At 67.9% G+C, this 21,034-nt stretch carries 10 protein-coding genes and 1 pseudogene; 6 read left to right on the top strand and 5 right to left on the bottom strand.

The window, feature by feature from the left end:
• Nucleotides 1-126: 126 nt before the first annotated feature.
• The 4 genes from N5875_RS08230 to N5875_RS08215 form a co-directional block, all read right to left on the bottom strand.
• The gene (locus tag N5875_RS08230) at nucleotides 127-210 is read right to left on the bottom strand and encodes a putative leader peptide (protein WP_310591794.1); all 84 of its coding nucleotides are present in this window, start codon (nucleotides 208-210) and stop codon (nucleotides 127-129) included.
• A 207-nt stretch (nucleotides 211-417) separates the two neighbouring features.
• Complete coding sequence (locus N5875_RS08225) at nucleotides 418-987, bottom strand: GNAT family N-acetyltransferase (RefSeq protein ID WP_338492576.1); 570 nt, start codon at nucleotides 985-987, stop codon at nucleotides 418-420.
• 163 nt (nucleotides 988-1,150) lie between these two features.
• Nucleotides 1,151-2,452, bottom strand: coding sequence for a GAF domain-containing protein (locus tag N5875_RS08220; protein ID WP_318206258.1), 1,302 nt, complete (start codon nucleotides 2,450-2,452; stop codon nucleotides 1,151-1,153).
• Between the two features lie 286 nt (nucleotides 2,453-2,738).
• Complete coding sequence (locus N5875_RS08215) at nucleotides 2,739-4,394, bottom strand: acyl-CoA dehydrogenase family protein (protein ID WP_338492573.1); 1,656 nt, start codon at nucleotides 4,392-4,394, stop codon at nucleotides 2,739-2,741.
• Between the two features lie 17 nt (nucleotides 4,395-4,411).
• Between N5875_RS08215 and N5875_RS08210 the strand changes: the two genes are divergently transcribed.
• Together N5875_RS08210 and N5875_RS08205 are read left to right on the top strand one after the other, a co-directional pair.
• Nucleotides 4,412-5,536 (top strand): YihY/virulence factor BrkB family protein, encoded by a 1,125-nt coding sequence (locus N5875_RS08210; RefSeq protein ID WP_318206256.1) that lies wholly within the window; start codon nucleotides 4,412-4,414, stop codon nucleotides 5,534-5,536.
• 51 nt (nucleotides 5,537-5,587) lie between these two features.
• The gene (locus tag N5875_RS08205) at nucleotides 5,588-6,370 is read left to right on the top strand and encodes a helix-turn-helix domain-containing protein (protein WP_338492571.1); all 783 of its coding nucleotides are present in this window, start codon (nucleotides 5,588-5,590) and stop codon (nucleotides 6,368-6,370) included.
• Here the strand turns inward: N5875_RS08205 and N5875_RS08200 are convergent.
• On the bottom strand, nucleotides 6,262-6,708 hold the full coding sequence (locus N5875_RS08200; RefSeq protein WP_318206254.1) for a VOC family protein: 447 nt from the start codon (nucleotides 6,706-6,708) through the stop codon (nucleotides 6,262-6,264). The two genes, N5875_RS08205 and N5875_RS08200, sit on opposite strands and share 109 nt — an antisense overlap.
• Nucleotides 6,709-6,893: 185 nt before the next feature.
• Here N5875_RS08200 and N5875_RS08195 point away from each other — a divergent pair, with 185 nt between their 5' ends.
• The 4 genes and pseudogenes from N5875_RS08195 to N5875_RS08180 all read left to right on the top strand — a co-directional run bounded on the left by N5875_RS08195 (nucleotide 6,894) and on the right by N5875_RS08180 (nucleotide 20,703).
• Nucleotides 6,894-7,781 (top strand): PRC and DUF2382 domain-containing protein, encoded by an 888-nt coding sequence (locus N5875_RS08195; RefSeq protein ID WP_338492569.1) that lies wholly within the window; start codon nucleotides 6,894-6,896, stop codon nucleotides 7,779-7,781.
• Nucleotides 7,782-8,667: 886 nt separating this feature from the next.
• Nucleotides 8,668-9,021: pseudogene (locus N5875_RS08190) on the top strand (transposase); the annotation flags it as partial.
• Between the two features lie 787 nt (nucleotides 9,022-9,808).
• Nucleotides 9,809-20,107 (top strand): LamG-like jellyroll fold domain-containing protein, encoded by a 10,299-nt coding sequence (locus N5875_RS08185; protein WP_338492567.1) that lies wholly within the window; start codon nucleotides 9,809-9,811, stop codon nucleotides 20,105-20,107.
• Nucleotides 20,080-20,703: a hypothetical protein gene (locus tag N5875_RS08180; protein ID WP_338492565.1), complete on the top strand. Its 624-nt coding sequence runs from the start codon at nucleotides 20,080-20,082 to the stop codon at nucleotides 20,701-20,703. The genes N5875_RS08185 and N5875_RS08180 overlap by 28 nt, the downstream gene beginning before the upstream one ends.
• Nucleotides 20,704-21,034: the final 331 nt, after the last annotated feature.

Here is a 21,034-nt window from a genome sequence, read left to right as displayed (position 1 = left end):
CCTTCGGGACTGCGAGAGGGCGGCTCTGACCTGCACACTGGCGCGCAGGTCGGAGGGTGGCGCGTCAGTGCGCAGCAGGGTCGGGCAGAGTCGTGCTGAAAAGTGATCGCGGCGGTGCTGGTTCTCTCAGCGCGCCGGACAGATGGCGCTGGACATGCGGCCTAGGTCGACGTGCCGCCGACTCACCAAGGCAATTCCAGTTCCAGACATGACGGAAGCGTGTCACGGGACTTTGGACCCAGTCCAGCATCGTCCAGAATGCGGACATAGTCGTCTCGCTTAGCGAGATGGTGTGGTCTGGGTCACGCGAAAGGGGCCCTGATCAGGGCCCCTTCACGGGTCTTCGGCGCGATGCACGGGGCGGCGCGCCGGGCGTCGTGCACCGAGGGGCACGCACGGGCGACGCGCCGGGCGACGTCAGGCGTGGGCGCCCGGCCACGGTCCCGGCGTCTCGGTCTCCTCGACCTCCTCCACCTTCGTGTCGAAGAGCCGGAAGCCCCGGCGCTCGTAGTTCGCCATCGCGTGCGGGCCGTCGAGCGAGCAGGTGTGCAGCCAGACGCGCTTCGTCGCCTCCCGCTCCGGCCAGCGCTCGGCCAGGTCCCAGGCCCGCGCCACCCCGTACGACAGCAGGTGACCACCGATCCGGCGCCCCCGGAAGGCCGGGATCAGGCCGAAGTAGACGATCTCCACGACGCCGTCGTCCTGCGGGTCCAGCTCCACGTACCCGGCCGGCGTCCCCTTGTCGTACGCCACCCAGATCTCTGCGCCCGGCTTCTCGACGATCTCCTGCCACTGCTTGTACGTCAGCGACAGCCGGTCGTTCCAGCGGATGTCGCCGCCGACCGCCGTATAGAGGAAGCGGCTGTACTCCGGCGACGGGACCGCGGCCCGCGCGATCGTGATGTCGTCCCCCTCCGGGACGGGGGAGGGGCGGAGGTCGGACGGTGAGGTCTGTTCGAGGGACCAGGTGGTGAGAGTGATGCGCATGGGCTCATCGCATCACGACCCCGCCCGGCACGGCGACAGGGGGCCGGGTGACGGGGGCCCGGCTGCCGGGCGGCCGGTCCAGGGTGTCCGGATGCTGGACAGCCCGAGGCAGCCGCCCGCAGCCACGCAGCCGGCGCCGCGCGCGGCCCCGATCCGCGGCGCCCTACGCGTTCGTCCCCGTGCGCGGGCCCCGTACCGCCGGTGCCAGGGAGTGGGGCAGCAGGTCCGCCGGGCGTTCCGGGCGGAGGACCTCCACCGCGACCTCCTCGCTGAAGCGGTACGGGCGGTGCGCCAGGACCCCGGCCAGGTTCCGGCGTACCCGGGACATCTCCGCCCGTACGGTCACCGTCCGCGTACGGTCCCCGAACACGTCGTCCGCCAGCTCCGCCGCCGTCCGGCCGTCCCGGTGCATCGCCAGGACGTAGAGGAGCTCGGCGTGCCGGGGGCTGAGCTCCTGCTGCCAGCTGCCGGCCGCACCCGAGACGGACACCGTCCAGCGGCGCGGCCTGCTCAGGTCGAGCACCACCCGGCTCGCCGCCGCCGCGCCCGGCTCCTCCGCCGCCGTCTCGTCCTCGACCCGCAGCAGCCAGCCGCCCGGCAGCGGCTCCACCGCGCAGACGCCGAGCGAGGGCAGCCACATCCGGCCGGACCTGAAGGACTTCGGCAGCGCGATCCGGTCCACCGGCGCGAGCCCCGTCACCGCCGCCGTCCAGCCGTGGGCGTCCACCGCGACGGCCCGGCCGCCCACCCGGCACAGGATCGGCGCTGCCACCGCCCGAAGCCGCTCGACCGAGCGGCGGTGCCGCTCCCGCATCTCCGCCTCGGCGAGCTGGGCCACCGAACCGACCAGGGCCAGCATCGCCGGATGGAAGCTGGACGCGGGACCGCTCACGTCCAGGATGCCGAGCAGCCGACGGTCGCGCGGGTCGTGCACGGGCGCGGCGGCGCAGGTCCAGTTGTGGAGCGCCTGGACGTAGTGCTCGGCGGAGTGCACCTGCACCGCCCGGCCCATGGCGAGGGCCGTACCGACCGCGTTCGTCCCGGCGGTGTGCTCGGTCCAGGCCGCGCCCTCCTCCAGACAGATGCCGTTCGCCTGCCGCATCACCGCGAGGTTCCCCTGCCGCCACAGCACCCGGCCGTGCTCGTCGGTGACCACCATGATCTGGAGGGAGGTGTCGGCGATGCCGGCGAGCCCGCCGCTGAGCGTCTGCATGACCTCGGAGAGGAGCGTGGTCCTGCGCCGCTCCTCCAGCTCGTCGCGCTGGAGGAGCACACTGCTCGTGCCCTGGTCGGGATCGAGCCCCAGCCGGGCCATCCGCTGCCAGGACGCGTCGATCACCGCGCGGGGCGCGATCGGCGGCGTACGGCCGGCGAGCGTCTCCTCGCGGACCCGGTGGAGCAGCCGGGTGGCGTGGGCGGCGTCCATGGCGGCGAGGCGCTTCATGTCGAGCTGCGTGTTATTCATCGGTCTCTCCCAGCCACCCGGAGTGCTGTATCGGTTCTGCACGAGGCAGATGTCCGGAGTGTCGGTGCCCATCGTGCCGTTCGGAACCGTCCGGCGAGGCCCGGTTCGGGTAATCCTGCAACCCTTTGCAACTCTGGTCGCCGACCGGCCCCCTGGGTGAAGCTGGTGCGAGCGGCGGGTGGTGCCGTGTCGGCGCAGCACCACCCCCGCTTTTCCGCGCGTGCCGACCCTTGCGGTCCACCCCTGGCACGCGCGGCGAACTTCCCCCGGGTGTACGTCGGTCGCCTCAGACTGCCACCCGCGCCCGCTCCACGAGCGCCCGCAGGTCCAGCGTGTGCGGCAGCGTCCCGAACGCCGCGCCGCCGTCCCCGCCCAGCCGCGCCGCGCAGAACGCGTCCGCGACCTCCGGCGGCGCCCACCGCACGAGCAGCGCCCCCTGGAGGACCAGCGCGAGCCGCTCCGCGAGCCGCCGCGCCCGCGCCTCGATCCCCTCCAGGTCCGCCAGTTCGACGAGCAGCCCCCGGATCGCCCGGTCGAGCCGGTGGTCCGCGCCCCGCGCCGCCCCGACATCCCGCAGGAACGCGTCCAGCGCGGCGGGCTCCGTCCGCAGCGCCCGGACCACGTCGAGCGCCTGGACGTTCCCCGAGCCCTCCCAGACCGAGTTGAGCGGCGACTCCCGCAGCAGCCGGGGCATCCCGGACTCCTCCACGTACCCGTTGCCGCCCAGGCACTCCAGCGCCTCCGCCACCATCGGCGTGCACCGCTTCGTGACCCAGTACTTCGCCGCGGGAACGGCGATACGGAGCAGGGCCCGCTCCCGCTCGGCGTCGTCGCCGCCGGCGTCGACGGCGTCGTAGGCCGCTGCCAGACGCATGCCCAGGACCGTCGCCGCCTCCGACTCCAAGGCCAGATCCGCGAGCACGTTCCGCATCAACGGCTTCTCGATCAGCGGCCCGCCGAAGGCCTCGCGGTACGCGCTGTGGTGCACGGCCTGCGCGACCGCCTGCCGCATCAGCGCCGCCGAACCGAGGACGCAGTCGAGCCGGGTCGCCGCCACCATGCCCATGATCGTGCGGAGCCCGCGCCCCTCCTCGCCGACCCGGCGCGCCCAGGTCGTCCCGTCGAACTCGACCTCGGCGGAGGCGTTCGAACGGTTGCCCAGCTTGTCCTTCAGCCGCTGGATCGCGAAGGCGTTGCGCGAGCCGTCCGCGAGCACCCGGGGCACCAGGAAACAGGTGAGCCCCGCCGGTGCCTGCGCGAGGACCAGGAAGGCGTCCGACATCGGCGCCGAACAGAACCACTTGTGGCCCGTCAGGACGTACTCCCCGTCAGCGGCCAGCGGGCGCGCCTCCGTCGTGTTCGTCCGGACGTCGCTGCCGCCCTGCTTCTCGGTCATGGCCATCCCGAGCAGGACGCCCGGCTTCTCCGCGACCGGGCGGAGCTCCCGCTCGTACACGTGCGAGGTGGCCGCCGGCTCCCACACCTCGGCGAGCTCCGGCTCGGCGCGCAGCGCGGGCACGGCGGCGTGCGTCATCGACAGCGGGCAGCCGTGCCCCGCCTCCGGCTGTGACACCACCAGAAACCCGGCGGCCCGCCGTACATGACCGCCCGGCGTGCCCCACGCGTCCGTCAGCCCGGCCCCCACCGACTTGCCGAGGAGCCGGTGCCAGGCCGGATCGAAGTCGACCTCGTCGATCCGGTGGCCGTACCGGTCGTGGGTCCGCAGCCGCGGCGGGTTCGCGTTCGCCTGCTCGCCCCACTCCCGGACCTGGGCCGAACCGGCCGCCTGGCCGAGCACGACGAGGTCCTCGCGGGCCTCCGCCAGGAGCTCCGGCGCGAGATGTCGTTCGACCGCCTCCGTGAGAACGAGATCGGTCATGAAGACGTCGTACCCGACCAGGGGCGGAGCCTGGTTGGTCACGGTGTGGGTGCTTGCTGCCATGCCGATACGGTAAGCAGGTGCAGGTAGCAAGCGAAACACCCGAACGGCCCGAGCGGCGGCCCTGGAGCAGGCTCCACCGCGCGCGTGTCCTCTACCGCAACGTCTCGAAGCGGAAGATGGTCTGGCTGCTCCTCAAGGACACCGTCAACTCGTGCATCGAGTACCGGATCCTCGGCCTCGCCGCCGAGGCGGCGTTCTTCACCCTGCTGTCGCTGCCGCCGCTGCTCCTCGGTCTGATCGCCCTGCTCGGCTACGCCGACGACTGGACCAACACGGACACCGTGGCGAGCATCCAGGAGAACATCCTGCGCGCTGCCGGGACCGTCCTCTCCGACCGGGGCGTCGAGGAGATCGCCAAACCGGTCCTGGACGACGTGACCCAGGGCAAACGCGCCGACCTGATCTCCCTCGGCTTCGCCATCGCCCTCTGGTCCGGCTCGCGCGCGGTGAACGTCTTCATCGACACCATCACCGTCATGTACGGGCTCGACGGCCACCGAGGCATCGTGAAGACCCGGCTCCTCGCCTTCCTGCTCTACATCGTGGCCCTGCTCATCGGCGCCGTCGTGCTGCCCCTCGCGGTCGTCGGACCCGACCGGGTCGTCGAACTCGTCCCCTGGGGCACCGAGGTCGTCTCCGTCCTCTACTGGCCGGCCGTCATCCTGCTCTCCATCGCCTTCCTCACCACGCTCTACCACGTGTCCGTGCCCGTCAGATCGCCCTGGATCGAGGACATTCCGGGCGCCCTCGTGGCACTCGGGATGTGGGTCCTCGGCAGCTTCCTGCTGCGCATCTACCTCACCAGCCAGGTCGAGGGACCGACGATCTACGGCTCCCTCGCCGCCCCCATCGCCGTCCTCCTCTGGATCGGCATCTCGGCCTTCGCCGTCCTCGTCGGCGCCGCCGTGAACGCCGCCATCGACCGCGTCTGGCCCTCCGTCGCCACCGCGGCGGCCCGCGAGGCCAACGAGCGGGCCCGCGCCGTCCAGGCGGCGGAACTCGTCGCACGCGTGCGCGCGGAGGCGGAGGACGTCGACGAGGACGACCCGGACATGCCGTCCGAGTTCCCCGAGCGCTGGTCCCGGTTCCTGCCCCCGGACGACGTGAAGGCCCGCCTCCACTCGGGCTGGGAGAAGGACTGACCGACCGGCGGGGCTATTTTCGACGTGTGCCGGCGGGGCTATTTTTGACGTGTGTACGAGGAGCGCCCCGCCCTGCTCGACGGAGCCGTCCTGTGGACCCGGACCGCCGGCCCCGCCACGGACGGCGTCCGGCCCGTCCTGCCCGACGGCTGCATGGACCTGATCTGGGCCGACGGACACCTCCTCGTCGCCGGACCCGACACACGCGCGTACGTACCGGGAGAGTTCGCCACGCGGTACGCGGGAATCCGCTTCGCCCCCGGTGACGCGCCCGGCTTCTTCGGCGTACCGGCGCACGAACTCCGCGACCGGCGGGTCACACTCGGCGCGCTCTGGGGCGAGGCCGAGGCTCGGCGGCTCGGCGAGCGGATCACCGGGTCCCCCGACCCGGCCGCCGCCCTGGACGCGCTCGTACGGCTCAGGGCCGCCGAGGCCCCCGCGCCCGATCCGCTGCTCCGGGCCGTCGTGGCGCGCCTCGCGGCCGGCCGGGCGGTCGCCGAGACGGCCGCCGCGGTCGGGCTCGGCGCCCGGCAACTGCACCGCCGGTCCCTGGACGCCTTCGGCTACGGACCCAAGACCCTCGCCCGCGTCCTCCGGCTCCAGCGGGCCCTCGCCCTGGTCCTGGAGGGCGTGCCGTACGCTGAGGCGGCCGTCCGCGCGGGCTGCGTCGACCAGGCCCATCTCGCCCGCGAGACCAGGGCGCTGGCCGGGATGACGCTCGGCGCCTACGTGGCGTCCGTGGCGTCCGTGGCGTCCGTGCCGTCCGCGGTGTCCGTGGCGGCGTCGGCGAACAGCGAGACGCCCGAACCGTCCGGGTCGAGGACCACGGCGTAACGCTGCCCCCAGACGGCGTCCCAGGGCTTCAGATGCCCCCGGTACCCGGCGCCGACCAGCTCCTCGTACGCCGCGTCCACGGCCTCCGGCGTATCGCACCGGAAGGCGAGCTCGATCCGGTCGCCGCCCTCGGGCCGCCGCCATCCGGGGTCGAAGGAACGCACGACGTCCTCCGTGTCCCAGGCGATCCGCAGCCCGCCGGGCAGCGCGGCCTCCACGTGCGGGGCGGACTCGGCCCCGTCCGGGATCTCCAGACCGAGGCGGCGGTAGAAGGCGAGCGAGGCGGCCATGTCGGAGACGACGAGGCCGATGAGGTCGAGGCGGGGTGCTGTGTTCATGGGAGCACGGTAGGCACGGGGCTCCCGGCGGGTCTTGTACGAATCGGACGCGGCCGCCCCTGTCCGGACGGGGCGTTGAGCGATCAACAGGTTACGAATCAACGAAATCTGAGGGCGATTTGCGTGTTTTCGTTTCCCCGAGGGGGAAAGCCGCACCATTACAGCGACAGAACCAGGAGGCCATCATGATTGCCCAGGAACAGATTCCCGCGATCGTGGACCACCCCGTCTATGACGCTCAGGGCAAGAAGATCGGCGACGCCAAGCAAGTCTTCCTCGACGATGTCTCCGGCCGACCGGAATGGGTCACCGTCAAGACCGGACTGCTCGGCTCCAGCGAGTCGTTCGTGCCGATCAAGGACGCCTCCATGGTGGACGACCACCTGGAGGTCCCGTACCCGAAGGACCGGATCAAGGACGCTCCCCACGTCGACGTGGACGGCGGTGGCCACCTGTCCGTACGCGAGGAACGGCGGCTGTACGAGTACTACGGCATCGCCTGGGACGAGGCCTGGCAGCGGGCGAACCAGCCTGGCGAAGGTGGTTGGGCGCACGGCACGGCGGCCGCCTCCCGGCGCGGCGACACCGAAGCCGGCCTGGACGAAGGCCTGCGGGGGACCGGTGGCATCGAGGGCCGTGACATGTCGCGGACCGACGACGCCATGACCCGCTCCGAAGAGGAGATGCACGTCGGCACCGAACAGGTGGAGACCGGCCACGTCAGGCTGCGCAAGTACGTCGTCACCGAAGACGTCCAGCAGACCGTCCCCGTCATGCATGAGGAAGTCCGCGTGGAGCGCGAGCCCATCACCGAGGCGAACCGGGACCCGGCCATGAAGGGACCCGAGATCTCCGAGGCGGAACACGAGGTCACCGTTTACGCGGAGCGCCCCGTCGTGGAGACCCGGGCCGTGCCCGTCGAGCGGGTGAGCCTGCGGACCGACGAGGTGACGGAGGAGGAGACGGTCACCGGCCGGATCCGCAAGGAGCGGATCGATGTCGAGACCGATGTGACCGACGAGGCCGACGAAGGTTCCGAGCGTCGTGACCGCACCGACGAAGGCCGCGCCTGACAGTCCGTTCGGTCGTCACAGGGGGTATCGGCAGGCACAGGGCGACCCGGCATGCCGGGCCGCCCTGTGATGGTGTTCGAGGAGAGGCCACGCCCCTGGCGCGTCCGCCACGCGACGTGACAGTCGCTCTGCCACAGCTGGCACCGAACCCCCTCTGTTGACGCTTCCACAGCAAACCTTAGGACGCTGGGACGCTGCCATTCAGGCAAAGGATCGCATCGCCGGCAGAGATCTCCACGAGGGAACGTTCGGCCGCGGGCGCACAATGGGTGGTGCCGTGCTCTGGGGTGGGGCTGAGGTTCTGATTGTCCGTTCGCTAGCGAGCGAGCGGTGTCGGTTCGTTGAGAAGAAGCAGGGGGTGAGGACATTGATGACTGTCACGGTGACGGGCTCTGCCCGCATTCAGGAGTTCATCGTTCCCACTCCTATGGTCTCCGGCTGACACCCACTCGATCCGCGCGCTCGGAGCGCACCGCCGGGGCCACCCTTCGAAGGACAATGGAGGGGAATCGCGCCCGCTCAGCCCCTCGCCGAGGTATCCGCGTCCGAAGAGCGTCGGCCGCGGCGTTGTCCACATCGCAGGCAGCAACTCGATACAGCCACACCCAGCCTCACCCTGCAAAGGACATCAACTCACGGACCGTCCTCTCAAAGAGCTGCACGTCGATTACGTCCGCGTCGCCCCACCCGCCTTCCGGGACGCCCGTGCGGTCGGCACTTGAGGATCGAGGAGCTGACAGCCACTCCCCTGGCCCGCCGGTGCCCTGGTGGGCCAGGCAAAGTCGCGACTGAAGCCCTGATTGAGGAGCGCTACTGCAGGGTCGTGGCCGTAGCCGCGGTCGGTCAGCAGCCTGTCCGGTCGTCGCCGCGGCCGGCCGACCAGGCCCGCAACGACGTCACCCAGCTGATGCCCCTGCTCGCCAAGATCCCGGCTGTCGCCGGCCTGGTCGGCCGACCGAGGCGAAGGCCTGATGTTCTGCTGGCCGACCGGGGCTACGACCACGACAAATACCGCCGACTCGTCTGGGCCCAGGGCATCAAACCCGTGATCGCCCGCCGAGGCGTCCTGCACGGCTCTGGCCTAGGTGTTCACCGCTGGGTCGTCGAGCGAACCATCGCCTGGCTCCATGGCTTCCGGCGCCTACGCGTCCGATGGGAACGACGAGACGACATCCACGAAGCCTTCCTCGGCCTCGCAACCTGCCTCATCACCCACCAGCACGTCCAACGCCTTTGTTAGGACCTCTTAGTCCATCTCCTGCGCAGCAGGACGAGGCTGTCGGCTTCAGTGTTGCGGCGCCGCGTGTGGAGGGTGACGACTTCGGTGTCTTGTCCCCGCGACCGAAGTAGCGGTTGTCGACCATGTGCGGTGCGACGGGGCTGGCCGGGATGCGAACGATGAGATAGCCGGTGCCATCGCTGGCCGCAGAGCTGATCTCCTCGGTGGGGATGGCGAGGGGCGGGTCGGGGGTGGTGCGGGCCGCCTGCTCAACTTCTCCGGCAGTCCGTTCAGTGAGCATTTCAGCGGTGTCGTTTTTGCTGTTGGTGAGGATTGCGGCGTGATGATCTTCACTTGCTGATCACGAGATAGTCACGGATCTTGCTCAGTCGATCTCCTCGGAGATGTACTGCGCCTCTCTTGATCGTGTCCTGAGGGGGGCTCCGTGCACTTCGTGCGGCCTATTGCTTTCGCTGTTGCGTTTGGCATGGCGTGTCTTGTCGGCGCCGAGGGGGCGGCTGCCGCGCAGACCTTCGAGTCGTCTTCTGTGGCAGCAGACGCTCCCGATCAGCGTTGGGGGTCGGCTGCGGGGCGGTCGCACAGGTCAGCCGTTGAGGGTACGTCGGCGGACGCGACCGGCGGGAGGAAGGGGCACCGGCCGGCGACGGGGGAGCTGCCTCCTGAGACTGGGGCTTCCGCCTCGTTCAGGGGTTCGACTGCGGTGGATATCCCTCGCCCGAGTATCACAGCCGTACCTGGTGAGACACCCGAGCCCAAGGGTTTCGACCCCGACACGAGCCGTGAACTGGTGGCCGAACGTGAGCGCACGGTTCGCACGTTCCAGAACACGGATGGAACGCTCACCAGCCGGTTCTTCGAGGAGCCGGTCAACTTCCAGGACGCTGCGGGAAACTGGGAGGAGATCGACACCACCCTCAAGGAATTGCCTCAAGGCGGCACACTCGGCCGTGCGGTGAACGGCTCCTCCGACGGCTGGCGCATCACGGCTGGGGATTCCGAGACGACGTTCGCCGGCCATGCCGATGGCTCTCCGCTCGTGTCGCTGCGGGTGAGTGAGACGGAGTCCGTCGGGTTCGCCCTCGAAGGCGCGGCGCATGTGCCTGGTGAAGCCGAGGCGAGCACGATCACCTACCGTGCTGTACGACCCGAAGCGGACGTGCGGTTCGTGGCCGGCGGAGCGTCAGTCAAGGAGCTCCTGGTCCTCAACAGTGCTGACGCACCCACAGAGTGGGTCTTCCCGCTGTCCATGCAGGGACTGACGGCGGCCCTCGACGCAACGGGCGCAGTGGTATTCACCGACACCTCCGGTACGGCACGCGCACGGATGCCGGCCGGCTGGATGGAGGACTCCAACCTCGCCCCGAACTCCAACGAGGGAGAGATCTCCGGCGGTGTCGCCTACGAGCTGATCGATGTGGACGGCCGGCAGGCTCTGAAGGTCTCCCTGGACTCCGATTGGCTTCACGACCCTGAGCGCACCTACCCGGTGAAGGTCGACCCGACCGTGATCACTGTGTCGGCGATCGCCGCCACCTCAGGCACCTACGTAGAGTCGCCGTACAACGTGAACTTCTCCGGCGACACGAACATCAAGGCGGGCACCTACGATGCGGGCGGCCACAAGGCCGCCGGATTCCTGCACTTTGCCGGTGTCGAGAGCACGTTGAAGAACGCATGGGTCCTGGGGGCCAGCCTCGCGCTCTACAACACCTGGTCGTACTCCTGCACTGCACGGCCGGTGACGGTTCATCCGATCACCTCGAACTGGGCGGAGTCGACAGCATCGACCTACCCGGGGCCGGCAACCGGTGCCGCGCTGGCGTCGAAGAGCTTCACCCACGGCTGGCGCCCCGCGGGGCAGACGGCGTACCCGTGCGGCGGTCCTGCGTGGGAGGGCATCAACCTGGGGTCGGCAGGACGTCAGCTTGTTGACGACTGGACTCACGGGCGCAAGAAGAACTACGGCCTCGCTGTCAAGGCGTCGACCACCGATTCGTATGGGTGGAAGACCTTCGGCTCCGACGACTACCCGAACGGCAAGCCCTCGCTGGACGTCACGTGGACCAAGTACGGAGCCACGTACACACTCGGCCAGTTCGTCACGCCGATGACCGCCACCTCCGAAGGCACGTTCAAGGTCACGGTCACCAACCGTGGCCAGCAGACCTGGCTCAAGAACGGCACCTACGCCCTCGGCTACCACTTGTACGACGCGGCGAGCAAGGAGATCACGGACGCCACGAAGATCCGCTGGTCGCCGATGCCGGCCGACGTGCCCCCGGGCGCCAGCGTCACCGTCGACGCCAAGATCGCGCCCCTGGCTCCCGGCGCATACACGCTTGCGTGGACGATGAGGGAGAACGGCGTTTCCCTCTTCAGCGCGGCAGGGGTGCCGACAGTCGCTATGAAGTTCTCGGCTGTGAACATTCCGCCGACGCTCACCGACCTGGCTCCTGACAGCGGCGTTGCCGTGGACACTCTTACGCCCACGCTCTGGGCCGCTGCCGCGGACCGGGATCGTTACCCCAAGGCCCTGGAGTACCAGTTCGAGGTCTGCGAAGTAGAGGGCAACAACACGCGCAAGAACTGCAAGACGGGCACCCGCAGCCCGTCGTCCCAATGGATCGTTCCCAGCGGCTGGCTCACATGGGCGAAGACGTACGCCTGGTACGGATACGCCTACGACGGGAGCGCCACCTCCACCCGGCCGGAACCGTCTCTGCTGACGACGCAGGTTCCACAGCCGCCGATCACCGGCCATCTCGGAGGATCTGACACCGGGGGCGGCTTCGGCGAGCGCGCCGGAAACTACACCACCGCAGCCACGGACGCCGCCGTACCCACGGTCGGTCCGGAGCTTTCGGTGACCCGTACGTACAACTCCCAGGACCCACGTCAGGGCAATGCATTCGGCGCCGGCTGGGCGACCCGATGGGACATGCGGGCCGTACCCGAGAGCAACGGCAGCATCCTCATCACGCTGTCGACCGGTGACCAAGTCCGCTTCGGCCGCAACACCGACGGCACCTACACCGCGCCCGCGGGTTCGGTGGGTGTCCTCAAGGCGGAGAGCGGCGGGGGCTGGACACTTCGAGACGGATCGGCGACTCTCCACGCCTTCGACTCCCAGGGCCGACTGACCAGGATCACCGACGGTCACGGACGCACTCAGCAGCTCACGTACACGAACGGGCAGTTGGTCAAGGCCACGGACGTCGTCTCGGGGCGCCACCTCTCCTTCACCTGGTCGGGCGGCCATGTCATCGCGGCCGAAACCAATCCGGTGGAGGGAACCGGTTCGAATCTGAAGTGGACCTACACCTACGAGGGCGACAAGCTCGTCAAGGTCTGCCCGCCGACATCTACGACTGCGTGCACCCAGTACACCTACGAGAGCGGCAGCAAGTACCGCAGCACCGTTCTGGACGCCAACCCCGCAGCCTACTGGCGGCTCAATGAGACGGAAGGCGAGGCCGCGGCCAGCGAGGCAGCCTCAGCGAACGGCCCCAACATCGGCCGGTACCGTGATGTCGGCTTCCGAAACGATGGAGTACTGGCCGGAACCGGCAACAATGCCGTCGGGTTCGCCGGCGCCGACGTCGGCTCTCATATTGAGCTTCCCGACACAGCACTGTCCTCCTCGAGCGTGGTTTCTGTCGAGCTGTGGTTCAAGACCTCCGTGCCTTCCGGGGTACTCATCGGCTTCCAGAGCACGCCGCTGGATGACTACAGCCATCGCTACAACAACCCGGTGCTCGAGATTGACCCTCAAGGGAAGCTGCGAGGTTCTTTCGACACAGTAGGGGCGCCGCAGACTCCGATGCCTTCAAGCGTCACCGTTGCAGACGATGCATGGCACCACGTGGTCCTTTCCAGTAGCGGAACCAGTCAAACTCTCTACCTCGACGGCGTGGCTGTTGGCACGCGCTCAGGGCCGGTCGATCACGGTGCCAAGACCTATACATACCTTGGCGCTGGCTACTCGAGCTGGAACTACGACGGCGATATCGAGAGCGTGCGCCACTTCCAGGGATCTCTCGACGAGGTAGCGGTCTACCACCACGCCCTGGACGCCGCGACCGTCAAGGAGCACTTCGCAGCCCGCAACGCATCCCCCAGAATGACCAAGGTCACGCTCCCCTCCGGGCGGACGAGCTCGCAGGTCACATACGACAGCGACACTGAGCGCGTGACCGAGGTGTCGGATTCGGCGGGGACCTGGAAGATCTCCGCGCCGACGTACTCCTCGGGTTCCGAAGGCTACGCCTCGGCTGTTCGTACTGCTGGCCCCGTCAACTACTGGCGCCTGGGGGACAGCAGCGGTGCGGCCGCCGCCGACGACATATCCAGCGGCGCCGACGGCTCCTACCGGGACGGAGTGAAACTCGGCCAGACCGGTGCCTTCGCCGCTGGTGACGACGGTGCCATCGGCCTCGACGGCACTGAAGGAGCCGTCGAGGTACCCGCAGACGCCCTTGAGGGCGCCGCCGCACTCTCCGTCGAGACGTGGTTCCGGACAGACCAGCCTGGCGGAGTGCTCCTCGGGCTCCAGAACACCGAACTGGGCACCGTGCCCCAGCTGTACACCCCCAGCCTTCTCATCGATGCGAGCGGAAAGCTCCGTGGCCATCTGTGGCGGGGCTCAACGGCAACACCCACCATCAGCACCAACACGGTGACGGACAACGTGTGGCACCACGTGGTGATCACGGGCGGTCCCGCTGGACAGAGCCTGTACCTCGATGGCGTAAAGATCGGGTCCCTTGCCGGGGCGGTCAAGCCGCTGACCCTCGCCCACGCCTATCTCGGCGCCGGCCATTCCACCTCCGGCTGGGGCGGTACCGGCACCGTAACCGGCGTGCAGTACTTCAGTGGCTCCATGGACGAAACTGCGTTCTACACGAAGGAGCTGAGCGCTCAGACGGTCCTCGAGCACTACCGGGCACGCACGAGGCTCGTCGCCGGCAACAGCGCGCACTATCGAGGTTCGGTCACCGGGGACGCACCCTCCGGTTTCTGGCCTCTTGACGAGACCAGCGGCACCCAGGTCATCAGCAAGGTCGCCGCGAACAACGGCACCGGGACCTACACCAAAGCGGCACTCGGCACCACCGGCGTCTTCGGCATCGGAGACGGCTCGGCTGTCCAGTTCAACGGCGACGGATACGCTGAAATCCCGGGCCTCGGCACAAAGACCACCAACGTGGCGGTGGAGCTCTGGTTCAGGACTGCCAAACCAGGTGTATTGATCAGCGACCAGAAGGATCAGCTGGCCGGCGCAACCGCCACGTCGGGAACATGGACACCTGTTCTCTACGTGGGTGCGGATGGCAAGCTGCATGGCGAGTACCCCTCACCAGGAGTGACTCCGTCCAATGCCTCGCCGGGCACGGTAACCGACAGCCAGTGGCATCACGCCGCCATCACCGCTGATTCAGGGACGCAGACGCTCTTCCTGGACGGTGCTCCGGTAGCTACGAAGGCCAACGCGCCCGTCAACCATCAGCTGAACACGCGTACGTTCATCGGAGCCGGATTCGCCAGGACCTGGCCGTCGCCTCCCGCGGACATCAGCTACTTCACCGGGCAGATCGATGAGGCAGCCGTCTACCAACACAGCCTGACTGCCGAGCAAGTGGCCGACCACTATGCGGCGCGCACCTTTGCGAGCGGCTCGACACTGGCATCCACCGTGACAGTGACCGACCCCATCGGCCAGAAGAGCAGCACCACCTACGACGCGTTGCGCGGGCAGCGTCGCATCGCTTCCACCGATGAGGCGGGAGGCGTCACGACGTACGCCTACGACACCGGCGGCTTCCTGCACACCGTCACCGACACCAACGGCCACTCGGCGATCACGGGTCACGACGCCAAGGGCAACCCCGTCTCCCAGACCACATGCCGGGACGACAACTCCTGCTGGACCTCCTACGAGGAGTACTTCGACAACCCCGCCGACCCGCTCGACCCGCGCAACGGCAAGCGCACCGTCGTGCGCGACGCCCGCTCGTCCGGGCCGGCCGACGACCGCTACAAGACCACCACGGGATACACAACGCTGGGCCTGCCCGACAAGCTGACCCTTGCCGACGGCCGGACCTCCGCCACGACGTACACCAGCGGAACCGAAGCCGCTGTCGGCGGAGGATCCACTCCCGCCGGACTGGTCGCCACCACCGTCACCCCGGACGGCGCGGTCACCGCCCACGCCTACCACGCCAACGGCGACCTCGCCACCACCACTTCCCCTTCCGGCCTCGTCACCCAGTACGCCTACGACGGCATCGGGCGGCAGACCGGTGAGACCCAGGTCTCCGACACACACCCGAACGGCGTCACCACCACCCACACCTACGACCAGATGTCCAACCTCGTAGCCGAGACCGGCGCCGGCGTGAAGAACGAGATCACCGGCGTCACTCACACCGCCAAGATCAGCCGCACCCACGACGCGGACGGCAACGTCCTCAGCGAAACGGAAGAGGACCTCTCCGGCGGCGACACCGCGAAGACGACCACTTACCACTACGACAGCCGGAACCTGAACGACACCGTCACGGACGCGGAGGGCAACACGACGACGTTCGGCTACGACACCCTGGGCCGGCTAACCAGCGAGAAGGACCCCCTCGGCAACGAGGTGACCTACAGCTACACCCCGCTCGGGCTCCCCTACGAAACCGTCCTGAAGAACTGGACCGGCACCCCCACTGGCGAACCCCGCGACCTGGTCCTGGAATCCAACTCCTACGATCCGGCCGGCCGTCTCGCCTCCACCACCGACGCCATGGGCGCCACCACGGCCTTCACCTACTACGACGACGGGCTGCCGGCCACGACGACGGCCCGTCAGGTCGAGAAGCACGACGGCACCCGCCGCGACATCGTCCTGGAGAGCAACACCTACGACGGCGCCGGCTACCTGACCACGCACGTCACCGACGGCGGCACCCTCACCCAGATCAATACCGTGGACGCCACGGGTCGCGTCACCCACTCCGTGCTCGACCCCAACGCCCTCAACCGCTCGGTGGACTACGTCTACGACGACGACGACCGCGTCACCGAGTCCACCCAGCGAGGCCCCAGCACGGGAGAACTGACCGAGCGCGCCATCTACGACAACGCGGGCAACGTCACCTCCTCGACCCTGGCCTCGGGTACCACCACCCTGACCTCCCGGCACACCTACGACCAGCGTGGCCTGCTCCTCAGCAGCACCAGCCCCCGAGGGACCAAGGCGGGAGCCGATGCCCCCGCCCACACGACGAACTTCCGTTACGACGCCCTCGGCCGCCTCGTCGAGCAGACAGCGCCCTCCGTGACCACGGAGACCCACGGAACCGCCGCACAGTCCAAGAGGCCGACCGTCACCCTCGGGTACAACACCTTCGGCGACACCACCGACTCCCGCGACGAGAACGGAGTGGAGAGCCGGTCGGAACTCGACAAGCTCGGCAGGACCACCAAGGTGACGCTGCCCTCCTACACGCCCCCCGGCGGCACCCCGATCACGCCTGTGCATCACACGGCCTACGACGCCCTTGGACGTGTCACCTCCACGACCGACCCGCTGGGCCGCACGACCCGTTACGCCTACGACCAGCTCGGGCATCTCACGCAGCAGACGGACCCACTGGCCGGAGGCGCACCCACTCAGCTGAACACCAGCGAGAGCGGCACGCTCAACGGCACTCCCGCCTCACTCGACGACTCCGGCATCACCCGGTACTCCTGGACGCCCACAGGACTGCAGCTCTCGGCGACCAGCCCGACCGGTGCACGAACCGAAGCAACCTACGACAGCCTCGGCCGACAGCTGACCGCGACCACCATCGAGCGATTCCCGGCGCTCCAGAACCTCACCGAGCGCTTCACCTGGGACGACGCGGGCAACCAAATAGCATCCACCTCACCCTCTGGACTCGTGGCATCAGCCACGTACAACGCCATAGGAGAAACCCTGACCGAGACTGAGCCGGGGCAGCGGGTCACTCGGTACGCGTACGACGGACTCGGCCGCCAGACCCAGGTCATCGACCCCACGAACCGTAAAAGCACATTCACCTATGACCTGATGGGCAACGTGACCGAGGCCGCCGACTACGGCACGGCCGCAAGCGCTCTGCGGACCTTCAAGGCCACCTTCGACGAGGAAGGCAACAAGACCTCGACGATCGCCCCCGAAGGTGGTCACACCTCCTTCGCCTACGACGCGCTCGGCCGACTGACCCGGCAGACGGAGAAGGCGTCGGACACCGAAGTGATCACCACCAGCTTCGGCTACGACGCACGCGGCTCCCTCACCCGCTTCACCGACGGCCGCGCCACCTCCACTCACTACACCTTCAATGCCTGGGGTCTCCCGGAATCCACCATCGAACCGGCGACCAGTCAGCACCCGAACGCGATCGACCGCACCTGGACGACCATCTACGACGCGGCCGGCCAGGCCGTCACCGAGATCCTGCCCGGAAACATCAAGCGAGAGCGCACCTACGACGGCCTCGGCCGACTCGTCCGCGAAACGGGTTCCGGCACCTCCGCCGCCACGACACCCCGCAGCTTGTCGTACGACCTTGACGGCCGGCTCACCGGCGCGGGCACCGACGGCATCCAGTTCGGCAACACCTATGCCTACAACGACCGCGGGCTGCTGCTGCGCACCCAGGGGCCGTCCGGCAACTCCCAGTACGCCTACGACGTCGACGGCAACATGGTGTCCCGCACTGACGCCGCTGGAACGGCAAGCTACGGGTACGACACCACGGGACGGCTCGACTCCGTGGCCGACCCGCTCACCGGCACGGTCGTCCAGTACGACTTCGACGCCGCGGGACGACCCACCAAGGAGCAGTACAGCCGAGTCGCCACAGGCGGCGAGAGCACGATCGCCGCACAGCGCACCTACGGTTACGACAGCCTTGGACGCCAGACCTCGGACGCTGTGACACGCACCACCACGGGCGCGACGGTCGGCAGCGTCACCTATGGCTACGACCTCGACGACCACCTGACCAGGAAGACCACGGCAGGAACCGCAGGAGCAGCCGAGAACACCTACGGCTACGACCTCGCCGGTCGTATGACCTCATGGGCCAGCGGTGCCACCACGACCGCCTACGAGTGGGACAAGGCCGGCAACCTCACGCGGAACGGCAACACCGTCGGCGTCTACGACGACCGAGGCCGCCTCGAAACCTGGGGCGCGGAGTCCTACACCTACAGTGCCCGAGGCACGACCGACACCATCAAGCAGGCCGAGGGCCAGACGCGCAGCATCTCCTCCGACGCCTTCGAGCGCGTCGTTTCCAACGGCACGAGCGCCTTCACCTACGACTCACTCGACCGCGTCCTCACCCACGACGGCACGGCGTTCACGTACGACGGCGGCTCCAACAACCTGGTGACCGATGCCACCACCTCCTACAGCCGAGGACCGGACGGCTCCCTGCTCGCCAGTGCCGCCAAGAGCGAACCGGCTGTGGCTCAACTCGCCCTCACCGATCAGCACAGCGACCTCATCGCCGGCCTGAACGCAGACGGCACCTCCATCACGGGCTCGCGTGCCTACGACCCCTTCGGCAAGCTCATCACGAGCGAAGGCGCCAACCCGGCCATCGGCTACCAGTCCGGCTGGACCGACACCACGACAGGCGAAGTCAACATGGCCGCGCGCTGGTACCAGCCCGGCACCGGCGGCTTCACCTCCCGCGACACCTGGCAGCTGGCCGCCACCCCCTCCGGGCGCGCAAACCGGTACGCCTACGGGGAGGGCCAGCCGCTCAACGGGATCGACCCCACCGGCCACGCCGTGGACAAGGGCTACGGAGGCGGAGGCGGGGGCAGGGGACAGGGTTATGGAGGTTCGTGGGGGGTGCGAGGCGGAAGCGGGAGTCGCGGGACGAGCAACGGATCAGGAAAGCGCTCGAAGCCTTTGAACCACGGGAACATCGATCGGTCTCGGAACGACGCATGTGGCGGCGGACGTTGCACGCCGAGGAAGAGCACTTCCTCCGCCTCGAACACAAGGACGAAGATAGCGCCTAACAGGACGCGCAACGGAACGTCGAACGTAAGAACAAGGACCCGCACGTCCACCGGAACGCGCAAGTCGCCTACAACGTACCGGGGAACGAGCTCCCCCAGGATTAACAAGGGCAAGGTGTCCTCGCCCAGCAACGGCAAGGGGCGGGCGTCAGTCAGCAGCAAGGGAAGGCCGCCGGGTAACGGCCTGACGAAGCCGGTCAGGCCAGCAGAGCCTCAAAACATCACCCGAGGAAAGAACCCGAAGCCCGCCCCGCAGCGCCCGAAGCCGAAGCCGGAGATCGACGTCACCAGAAGTGAACGAGAATCTCTGATCAACGCGCAGGACATCAGAGATGCCATCGAGTTGATCGTCGCAGAATCGGATCAGCCCCTCACGCCTGAGGAAGCGAGTCGAGGCGACGATTCTGCTCGGAGTGACAGTCTGCCCGAAGGTGACTGTCGGAATGGTTTCGGAGGTTGGCGCTACTACGCTCCGGTTGATGTGGACAACGGTAACCGCGCTACCGGCGCTGAGGCATGCCTCGACGAGTCTTTCCTTGACGCCAATAAGGGATCTGGGACTGCAGTTAAGGTGATAGCGCCGCCTGCTTATCAGTGGGCAGCTGGGTACGCATGGGAGCTTGGGAATTCTCCGGCGCGGAATTGGCGAAACGCCTGCCATCTACTGGCCAGTTCACTTGGTGGAAGCGGTGTGGCGTACGAGAATCTTGCGACCTGCTCTCGCACTGCGAACTCGACGCGAATGGACCCTTCCACGCCTGAACATCATGTTCCGAACATGGCTCATTACGAGGGCCTTGTAAGGAATGCCGTTCTTGATCAGAAGCTGGTCGTTCGCTATCGAGTGACTCCGCTCTATGAAGGTTCCAGGGTGGTACCGGTGGGGTTCCGCATGCAGGCGTACGGATACAATCCGCGCGGTGGCCCGGGCGTCTCGTTGTTCGATAAGGAGGTCCCCAACGACATGTACAGCAAGGCTGACGGTAAGTGGCATAATATGGGCCGATGGTCGCCGACTCATTGGACGGAATGATGAGTAGTAGTGAATCTTGGGCGCTGACGGCAGTAGCCGAACTTGCGCGTATTCTCACTCGTGTCGGGCCTACTCGGGGGAGTGATCTCGAGTGGCCTGAGGTGGAAGCAAATTATGGTACGAGATTCCCGACCGACTACATGGAGTTCATTTCTGCGTTCGGGTGTGGCTCTATCGAGGAGCAGCTTGCAGTTCGCATTCCGGGTGTTCAGGGTGACGAAGAGCGTGTAACGCCTCTTTCGAGCGCTGCGCTGGCAGAGCCGGTGGTGCGAAATTGGAGCGACCCTTCACTGGTAGGCAGATACCGCCTGGAGGACATGCTCATCTGGGGAGAGGGTGTAGGTGCAGACACCCTTTGCTGGATTGCTGAGGATTCGAATCCTGATAAATGGCCCGTCGCTGTGTATGCGCGAAGTGATCTCGCATGGACGGTGTACGAGTGTGGCATGGTCGAGTTCATTCTGCGTTTGCTGCGTGACGACTTCTCGAAATGGCCCCTGACTGACGAATCTCTGAGGGGATGGCCTGGGGCTCGCTTCTTGCACGAGAAGGACGAGAAAGCTGCCCTGGAGCAGGGGAACGACCCGTGGGCGTGATCGTGAATGAGCGTTTTCCAACCTCACGCCGATGCGTGGTGATGGGCGAGGCGGCCTTCACGACCTCGGTGATTCGGTTGGTGCTGCAGCGGCTTCGCAGGAGGCGCCACCCTCGAGGGTGGCCATGGCCTGCACGCTGAGGCAGCGGATCTCGGCCTGGGTGGTGTGTGGCGGCGCTTCCATCTCTTGAGTCGGCGGTACCGGGCGGGTCCGCCGGCGCCTTGAGTTCCTTGATATGCCTTGCCGGCCCGACATTTGAGAGGACGGTTCGTGAGTTGATGTCCAGGATCATCCCTGGTCACATTCGCGAAATCGCCGAAGTCCAGGTTGG

This window comes from Streptomyces sp. SJL17-4, from assembly GCF_036826855.1.
Taxonomy (GTDB): Bacteria; Actinomycetota; Actinomycetes; order Streptomycetales; family Streptomycetaceae; genus Streptomyces.
The sequence above is the reverse complement of the archived record's forward strand: the minus strand, read 5'-3'. Positions and strand labels throughout refer to the sequence as shown.

Bases quoted from the DNA above. Each gene is read 5' to 3' on its own strand.
- N5875_RS08215 (WP_338492573.1), bottom strand. From the start codon at position 4,394: ATGGCAGCAAGCACCCACACCGTGACCAACCAGGCTCCGCCCCTGGTC.
- N5875_RS08180 (WP_338492565.1), top strand. From the start codon at position 20,080: ATGGTCGCCGACTCATTGGACGGAATGATGAGTAGTAGTGAATCTTGG.
- N5875_RS08200 (WP_318206254.1), bottom strand. From the start codon at position 6,708: ATGAACACAGCACCCCGCCTCGACCTCATCGGCCTCGTCGTCTCCGAC.
- N5875_RS08230 (WP_310591794.1), bottom strand. From the start codon at position 210: ATGTCTGGAACTGGAATTGCCTTGGTGAGTCGGCGGCACGTCGACCTA.
- N5875_RS08195 (WP_338492569.1), top strand. From the start codon at position 6,894: ATGATTGCCCAGGAACAGATTCCCGCGATCGTGGACCACCCCGTCTAT.
- N5875_RS08220 (WP_318206258.1), bottom strand. From the start codon at position 2,452: ATGAATAACACGCAGCTCGACATGAAGCGCCTCGCCGCCATGGACGCC.
- N5875_RS08225 (WP_338492576.1), bottom strand. From the start codon at position 987: ATGCGCATCACTCTCACCACCTGGTCCCTCGAACAGACCTCACCGTCC.